Below are 7,176 nucleotides of genomic sequence, written 5' to 3'. Positions count from 1 at the left end.
GCAGGAAATCAATAACGGACAAATCCAGGCAAGGATCGTATGATACGTCATCATTGTCGAAAGACTGGTCATTCCCATAATGGTACAAGCCATGATCAGATATTTCAGGTACCACTTTTGACCGCTAATCATTTTAACCAGTAACGATGGCAAAAGAAACAATGTTATACTTGTCGGCATGGCTATGTTCATCAGCATTTTTGAAATAATAAAAAAATTGATGGAATTTAAAATCCATACACTTCCAACAATAGCTGCTACAATGATCAAACATTTAGCGGCATATTGATTGGCCTTATCCTCATTTTCTATAAAAATTTCATTATTCTTTTCAGAATCATTAATTACCATCAATCTTTCACATCCCAATCTTAGGTATATTTTATCTTTTCCTAGAGTTAATGTCCTTATGTTTTTACTCCATTTTATTTCTTCAAATAACATTTGTAAAGAGTAAATACATTTTTCAACATTTATCGGACATTAAGTTTTTGAAGTGGAACAGCATTATCTTGCTGATCATTGCAGCAATTTATCTGATAACCATCGTATAAGAAAGGCGCCGGTCGCAGTTTGCCGTCCCGGAAGTAGTCAACAAAACCTTTATCGCGGTACATGAAAAAGGAAGCAAGCTTTTGAGGCATCTTTTAAGTCGCACCTTTTATCCCCCAGAAATGGTTGATGCCGTTTTTAGAATTGGGGCAAATATGACAGATGAAAGCTGCAGAAATGCCCACGTATCGGTTTTTAGTTATCCCAGGTTTCGAGTAACAGGGTCTGCAGGCTACATAAATCCTGAATTCTTCGTTTTTTTCTGTCACTACCTTCTCTCATTCACGGAAGTTTCCCGGCGTTTGACCAGATCGACAATCTCGAAGATTTGATAAATTTCATGGTTGTGCTTCTCGGGGTTGCCGGTGATCCGGAGGTTATAAATGGTACCATCCTGTCCGGTCATGATAATGGTTGAGCGCTTCAGAGCATGACGGGCTCAAAAAATAGAAGCAAGTTTATAAATCCCATATAATAACCATGATTATGTGTTATACTGACGCTGTCGGACTGAAAAATATTGAAGACACACTAAAAACAGGTAGGTTTTATATGCTAAAAGAATTTAAAGAATTTGTATTGCGAGGTAACGTCATGGATCTTGCAGTTGCCGTGATCATTGGCGCAGCTTTTGGGAAAATAGTCACATCATTGGTTAATGATATTTTAATGCCAATAATCGGTATTCTATTAGGCGGGATTAATTTTGAAGATTTGAAATTTATCATTACCCCTGCAAGTGGAGAGGTTGTTGAAGTGGCCATTCGCTATGGCGCATTTATCCAATCTATGGTTGATTTTTTAATTATTGCGGTTTCTATTTTTGTGATTATTAAACTCTTTACATTTAGAACGAAAAAAGAGCCTGAAGTAGCGATTGTTACTGAAGTGCCCAGTAAAGAAGAGCTTTTGCTTGAAGAAATTCGCGATATTCTCAAAACAAAATAGTTTAAATAGAGTGTTCGTTCAACTTTCCCAACAAAAAAATACAGCTAGGCCATTAAACAAAGTTATCTCCTGATGAGGGGATGTTTCGTTTGTCATGCTACTGCCAATCTGATATATTATATCTGTTCAATAAGCTTTGCGATAATTTGATCCCCTCTTCGCTAATTGCTACCGACTTGGAACGATGATTTCCCACCTTATCGTTTAAAATTTACGGAGTTCATCGATAAAGGCCGGATTTTTTTTATAATAAATGATAAGCTCCTGAATGATCTTGTCTTGATTTTTTTTGACCCGCAATCTTTTTGTACTGCTTGATGATCCTGCAAATGCCCTGATAGTCACGTCTGTTTCGGGCAGCGCCGGCGGCTCCTTTGATATAGGCTTGATAAATTTCAATGACTTCATCTTTAGACGTTTCCTTAAGCATCCCGGCATAGGTTTCAATACTTTGCGGGTTTTCTCTGACGTAGTCCATGATCGCATCCAAATCTTTAGCGTCGACAATCAGCGTTCGATACAACTCTCTGCCACGCCAGTCTTTGAGCGCTTTTAATTCCTGCTTTAAGCTGAGATATAGTGCGGTTTCATTCCCGGGACTTAATGCCTTCAGTTCCTGATAATACTCAAAATTTCCGTCCAATAACAGTTCTTTAGCCAACTGCTGCTGTTCATGCTTCTGGGCCAGCTGCTTGTAAGCCGTATATCTGATCTTTTTCCATCTGGGGACTAAACCAGCATGATCCCGATCCTTTTTTTCGCCTTCCAAAGCCAGCCCAATCACACTCTGGAAATCTTTTTCCTTAATATGTTTATCAATCAGCGCTTCTCGAAACGATGAATACTTGAGATTCTGTCTGATAAATTCATCAACCTCTGTTTTCGTACCATACCGACTTTTTATTTCTAACTCAATCCGCAGCAAAGCTTCAACCGTGTATTGTTTATATGGTTTACCAGAGATTTTGTCGATCATCGCTTCAATTTTCTGATTTAGCTTATTTCTCAGACTTTCAACATTGGCAAATTCGATGCCGATTTGAAGCAGCTCTATTTTGAAATCCTCCCAGCCATCAAAAACGCTCTTATCAGATAGCTTAAGCAACTTCCCAAATAGCGCTGTTTTTAAACCAATCTCAAGATCGGTGTTATTGATTGCAATATTTTCGATTGTGTTTGCAGATTGGTCCAAAATCATAGGGGCAGTCACAACCAGTTTGCGTAATTTCGCCCTGATCATCGAATTTGACAAACACCTGATAGACGTCGGTTCCCGCTACGGTAAAAAGATAGTCCCGCTCTCCCTGTTTGATAATGTTGTCTTTGAATTCCTTACTGTATCGTGTCATCAGGTGGCTCCTTCATCTTTGAACAACCATTTTCGAGTCCCGATTTCACACCAGTATTTTCGGATAATCCACTGTTTAGATTTGTTCCGATGTCGCCTTTTCGCCCAATGGTACAACATTTCCCATAGGACATGATCTATTTTTCCAAAAGTTTCTTTGGCGCATACTGGCTGGTGGTAATTCGTCCATCCCCTTAATATTTGGTTGAGTCTTCTTATTAATTGTGATTGTGCTGAACTTGTTCCATTCTTTATTTCTTGACTTAAGGTAGATACTAATTTCTGGGTGGATTTTAAAGATGGTTTGACAATCAGTTTTCCTGAGTACTTTCGAAAATTCCAGCCTAGAAAATCAAAACCTTGGTGTATGGTGGTAATTTTTGTTTTTGTTGATGATAGCACAAGGCCTCTTATACTCAGAAATTCCTCAATGACTTTAATAATTTCTCTAGCTGTTGTTTCACTATAGGCTGTTATAATAAAGTCATCGGCGTATCTTATAACATTTACCCCATTTCTGTGAGTATCTTTTACCTCATTTCGACCTTTCTTACTCGGCCAGAATTTTTGAGCGATTGCATCCTCCATGCCATCAAGAACCATATTTGCGATTGTTGGAGAGATTATTCCCCCCTGCGCTGATCCTTCCGTTGTTGGAAAAAGCTTTCCCTCAAATAAGTATCCCGCTTTAAGGAATTTCTTCAAGACATCTTTTTCTGTCGGGATATTTTCGAGCATCCAATCGTTACCAATTACGCACATGATGATAGAGATATTTCAGATGAAAGAAATAGCTTTTCAGCAATATAAATAGCGGCTTTCAAGTCGCACACAACTATCCTAACACAGGGGGTAATGCAGGAACAGGCAGATCGTGATAAGTAGTACTTTGAATCAAAAAAATATTTATGATAGAATGGGAAGGACAATCAATAAATCCCATTTTATCAGAACAGGAGTAACTATAAATGGCAATAGAAAAAGTAAGAGATTATTTTAAACAATGGAATATTGAAACCCGAATCCTGGAATTCCAGACCTCATCGGCAACGGTCGAACTGGCGGCGCAGGCGGTCGGTTGTGCCCCGGAACGAATCGCCAAAACCTTGTCCTTTAAACTGGCGGAAAAATGTGTGCTCGTAGTGGTAGCCGGTGATGCCCGAATCGACAATTCAAAATTTAAAGCTCATTTTAAAACGAAGGCAAAAATGATTTCGCCGGAAGAGGTCGAGGACCTTGTTGGTCATGGTATTGGCGGCGTATGTCCCTTTGCCGTCAACGGCAATGTGGATATTTATCTGGATGATTCACTGAAACGATTTGATACGGTATTTCCTGCCTGCGGAAGCAGTAATAGTGCCATTGAACTGACAATAGCGGAACTGGAAAAATATTCCAACAGTGCCGGCTGGTTTGATATTTGTAAGGGCTGGCAACCGGTCTCATGAGTAGCCACGGGTTCTGGCATTGTGTATCGGAAACCCGGATTTATATCTAAAAGAAGTGACCGAATTTCTAAATTCATAGCGTGAAATAAAAATGAGAGGTGAAAAACGATGCAGAAAGAAAATAGTGTTATGGCCGCCGAACGAGGAAAGTGTCTGATTATTGTCCATTCTTATCATCACAACAATACCGCAAAAATTGCTGATGTATTTGCCGAAGTATTGCATGCCCCGGTAAAAAGAATTGATCAGGTCACGCTGGCAGAGCTTGAAAATTATGACCTGATTGGCTTTGGAGCAGGCATCGACAGTCGAAGACACTATAAAGAATTGCTGGATCTGGCTGATCAGCTGCCGGAAGTGAGTAAAAAGTCATGCTTTATCTTCTCTACCAGTGCAATTATCGGAGAAGACAAGGTTGCAAAAGATCATTCGGCACTAAGACAGAAACTTGTGTCAAAAGGATACATCATAAAAGGGGAATTTAACTGTAAAGGGTTTAATACCAACAGTTTTCTTGAATTCTTTGGTGGAATGAACAAAGGCAGACCAAACAGTGAGGATTTAAAGAATGCAGCGGAATTTGCGTTGAACCTGGAATGAGTATCGATCATAAAAAACGAAATGTTCCCGGTGTCTCATTACGCGTCTCCGCTAGAGGTCACGCGTATATTTAATATACTCGCTGGAAATGGTTGAAATGGGACAGATGGTGCACCAGGTGCGCGGCTTGTAAACCAGCGACAAGATCACACCGATAAACGTGGTAGTCAGCATCATGGAATAAAAACGGTAGGACAGATGCGTCAACCAGGCTGGTAGCCTTTCAAAGATGATCAATTGAGGCATTTCAAATGGCAGGGGAATCACAATCAGAAAACGAAGGTATTCCAAAGCGGGTGAAAAGCCTAGCCCAACACGAATGGTGGACATGGTGATAAAGATTAGGCTGATGCCAAAATAGATAATCATTATCCATTTCATCTTACCCTTGATAAAAAAGGCTGGCGTTTTCAACGAAAATTTCGAAGTAAGTTTGCCGGTCGTGCTCAGCAGGCTGGCCCGGGGGCAATAGCCTTGACACCAGGTTTTTTTGCGGTTTCTAAATAATAAAATAAAGGGTAACATCATGCAGACGAGACCCAAAATGGCAAAGTGAATATTGACAAATCCCAACGCAAAATAAGTCAGTACCAAGAGGAATAAGAATTGATTATTTTTCATACAACATTACCTTTAATTTAAAACGAAGAACTGATCATAAAACCAAGAATGGCGCCATAAATCGCAGTTCGATGGGGTTTGGCAGTAATGGGGCAATTGCCGTTGGGGCAGCCAACCAGTTTGTAATAGAGAAGACCCAAGGCGCCACCGACAAGAGAGCCGATTATTATTTTAATATACATTTTATACCTCCGAATAAAAAATTGATAAATCAGTTGAATGTTTCTTATTGTATCAAAGACTTTTTTTGAAATCGGTGATTAGATCACAATAAATAAACGGATAGTTCAGAAGCCCTGTTGCCAGGGGGACTTATGCTCATTTGAGAAATACACCACAAAAGAACCGTTTCCACAGTATTTGCTTTTGAATAAAACATCAAAAAAGAATATCGGAGTTGGTAATCTAACCGGGTTTAAAAACCTGGGTTTTAGACTGAAGACAAAGGTTCATGAGCTAATTGAGGCTGACGATGAATAAAGGTTTTTCAGCTTTGTACTGCGAAACAAAGGGAGCATTATTATGGGTAATTACACCAATGAAGAATTGAACGTAGCGCTTCGGGAAGTATCTTCAACTATTAGAAAATGTGAAAAAATGCAAGGCAAATTTGCGGAAGGAACCGCTCAGTATTCACTGCTTAGAAATAGAATCAAAGCAATGATTATCTCAAAGTTATTGATCGAAAACGAAATTTCCAGCAAAGAACAGGCGACTAGGGATCAATCCGATGATACGGTAAAAAAATTGGATCTTGACCGAAAAAATGTTATGGAGCAGTATACCAAAATAGAATTAACAGAAGCACTCAGACCAGTGATTTCGGTGATCAGTAAGTGTGAAAAAGCACAGAGTAAATTTGCAGAAGGAACCGTTCATTATCGCCGTAATAAAAATTTAATCAAAGCGATGAATATTTCCAAAGTTTTGATTGAGGGTCAGCTTGATCTGATGGAATAAGTATCACTTTGACATCGTGGCAATTCTGAAAAGGCAATTGTAAATATTAGAATAACCGTCTACAATGTTGTTAAGAATAATGAGATGGAGGGTATGAAATGGGCGCAACGGAAAGAGTTTTATACACGCCGGAAGAAATAGCAAAAATGGAAATAAGAAACTCTGTCAATGCTGGTTTGAAAGATGTTCAAAACAATGACCGCTACGGTTTTAATGAAGTTTTTGATGAATTGGAAAACCGGTATCAACGTTCTGAACGATGAAGTTGTTTTAACCAGGATCGTTATATAAAATAAACCCAAGTTTTTAAACCTGGGTTTCAGACTAAAGACAGAGGTTCGGTAATCCCAGCCTTTTTTAATTTTTTGAGTTCAGTAAAAAACAAAGCTTTTTTCACGGGTTCCGAAACGTCTCAACTGTTTTGGGTGAACCATATTTTTAGAGGGGGTTGGGGGAATGTGACAATTGAAACGTGCCTGATGTCTCTACCCGATGTCTCTAAAAATCATTCACTCAAATCTTGTGAAACCAGCAAAAAGATGCTTTTTCACAAGTCCCGAACCGTCCGGGAGCAGTGAAAAAGTCGAAAAAACCAGTTTGACTACAGCATAAAAGACTAAGGACTCGAAATTCAAAATTACAAAATTCATGCCACCTGAAATTCAAAAACAGAACTTTTATGATTCAAAATGAGCAAAA

At 39.1% G+C, this 7,176-nt stretch carries 11 protein-coding genes; 5 read left to right on the top strand and 6 right to left on the bottom strand.

The window, feature by feature from the left end; translation table 11 throughout:
- The coding region (locus ACEW8F_RS06055; protein WP_373482576.1) for a hypothetical protein at positions 1–351 on the bottom strand (351 nt) is incomplete at its 3' end.
- A 753-nt stretch (positions 352–1,104) separates the two neighbouring features.
- Between ACEW8F_RS06055 and mscL the strand changes: the two genes are divergently transcribed.
- Positions 1,105–1,500 (top strand): large-conductance mechanosensitive channel protein MscL, encoded by a 396-nt coding sequence (gene mscL, locus ACEW8F_RS06050; protein ID WP_373482575.1) that lies wholly within the window; start codon positions 1,105–1,107, stop codon positions 1,498–1,500.
- 244 nt (positions 1,501–1,744) lie between these two features.
- On the opposite strand, the gene ACEW8F_RS06045 is transcribed toward mscL, so the two are convergent.
- The 3 genes from ACEW8F_RS06045 to ACEW8F_RS06035 are packed head-to-tail and all read right to left on the bottom strand — an operon-like array spanning position 1,745 to position 3,586.
- Entirely contained in the window at positions 1,745–2,605 is an 861-nt protein-coding gene (locus ACEW8F_RS06045) for a hypothetical protein (RefSeq protein WP_373482574.1), read from the bottom strand.
- 43 nt (positions 2,606–2,648) lie between these two features.
- Positions 2,649–2,849 carry an SWIM zinc finger domain-containing protein gene (locus ACEW8F_RS06040; protein ID WP_373482573.1) on the bottom strand — a complete coding sequence of 67 codons (201 nt, stop codon included), beginning with the start codon at positions 2,847–2,849 and terminating at the stop codon, positions 2,649–2,651.
- On the bottom strand, positions 2,849–3,586 hold the full coding sequence (locus ACEW8F_RS06035; protein ID WP_373482572.1) for a group II intron maturase-specific domain-containing protein: 738 nt from the start codon (positions 3,584–3,586) through the stop codon (positions 2,849–2,851). The genes ACEW8F_RS06040 and ACEW8F_RS06035 overlap by 1 nt, the downstream gene beginning before the upstream one ends.
- 230 nt (positions 3,587–3,816) lie before the next feature.
- On the opposite strand from ACEW8F_RS06035, the gene ACEW8F_RS06030 reads away from it, so the two are divergent.
- Complete coding sequence (locus ACEW8F_RS06030) at positions 3,817–4,296, top strand: YbaK/EbsC family protein (protein ID WP_373482571.1); 480 nt, start codon at positions 3,817–3,819, stop codon at positions 4,294–4,296.
- A gap of 108 nt (positions 4,297–4,404) precedes the next feature.
- Complete coding sequence (locus tag ACEW8F_RS06025) at positions 4,405–4,896, top strand: flavodoxin family protein (RefSeq protein ID WP_373482570.1); 492 nt, start codon at positions 4,405–4,407, stop codon at positions 4,894–4,896.
- A gap of 51 nt (positions 4,897–4,947) precedes the next feature.
- Here the strand turns inward: ACEW8F_RS06025 and ACEW8F_RS06020 are convergent, their stop codons facing one another.
- Positions 4,948–5,517: a hypothetical protein gene (locus tag ACEW8F_RS06020; protein ID WP_373482569.1), complete on the bottom strand. Its 570-nt coding sequence runs from the start codon at positions 5,515–5,517 to the stop codon at positions 4,948–4,950.
- Between the two features lie 17 nt (positions 5,518–5,534).
- Positions 5,535–5,699, bottom strand: a complete 165-nt coding sequence (locus tag ACEW8F_RS06015; protein WP_373482568.1) for a DUF6132 family protein — start codon at positions 5,697–5,699, stop codon at positions 5,535–5,537.
- 340 nt (positions 5,700–6,039) lie between these two features.
- Here ACEW8F_RS06015 and ACEW8F_RS06010 point away from each other — a divergent pair, with 340 nt between their 5' ends.
- Positions 6,040–6,477 (top strand): hypothetical protein, encoded by a 438-nt coding sequence (locus tag ACEW8F_RS06010; protein WP_373482567.1) that lies wholly within the window; start codon positions 6,040–6,042, stop codon positions 6,475–6,477.
- Positions 6,478–6,575: 98 nt separating this feature from the next.
- Entirely contained in the window at positions 6,576–6,740 is a 165-nt protein-coding gene (locus tag ACEW8F_RS06005; protein ID WP_373482566.1) for a hypothetical protein, read from the top strand.
- Positions 6,741–7,176: the final 436 nt, after the last annotated feature.

This window comes from Acetobacterium sp. (assembly GCF_041752335.1).
Lineage (GTDB): Bacteria > Bacillota > Clostridia > Eubacteriales > Eubacteriaceae > Acetobacterium.
Note: the sequence above shows the minus strand (reverse complement) of the source record. Positions and strands in the feature narration are given on the sequence as shown.

Coding starts and splice junctions, on each gene's coding strand:
- ACEW8F_RS06015 (WP_373482568.1), bottom strand. CDS start 5,699: ATGTATATTAAAATAATAATCGGCTCTCTTGTCGGTGGCGCCTTGGGT.
- ACEW8F_RS06030 (WP_373482571.1), top strand. CDS start 3,817: ATGGCAATAGAAAAAGTAAGAGATTATTTTAAACAATGGAATATTGAA.
- mscL (WP_373482575.1), top strand. CDS start 1,105: ATGCTAAAAGAATTTAAAGAATTTGTATTGCGAGGTAACGTCATGGAT.
- ACEW8F_RS06005 (WP_373482566.1), top strand. CDS start 6,576: ATGGGCGCAACGGAAAGAGTTTTATACACGCCGGAAGAAATAGCAAAA.
- ACEW8F_RS06010 (WP_373482567.1), top strand. CDS start 6,040: ATGGGTAATTACACCAATGAAGAATTGAACGTAGCGCTTCGGGAAGTA.
- ACEW8F_RS06025 (WP_373482570.1), top strand. CDS start 4,405: ATGCAGAAAGAAAATAGTGTTATGGCCGCCGAACGAGGAAAGTGTCTG.
- ACEW8F_RS06040 (WP_373482573.1), bottom strand. CDS start 2,849: ATGACACGATACAGTAAGGAATTCAAAGACAACATTATCAAACAGGGA.
- ACEW8F_RS06020 (WP_373482569.1), bottom strand. CDS start 5,517: ATGAAAAATAATCAATTCTTATTCCTCTTGGTACTGACTTATTTTGCG.
- ACEW8F_RS06035 (WP_373482572.1), bottom strand. CDS start 3,586: ATGCTCGAAAATATCCCGACAGAAAAAGATGTCTTGAAGAAATTCCTT.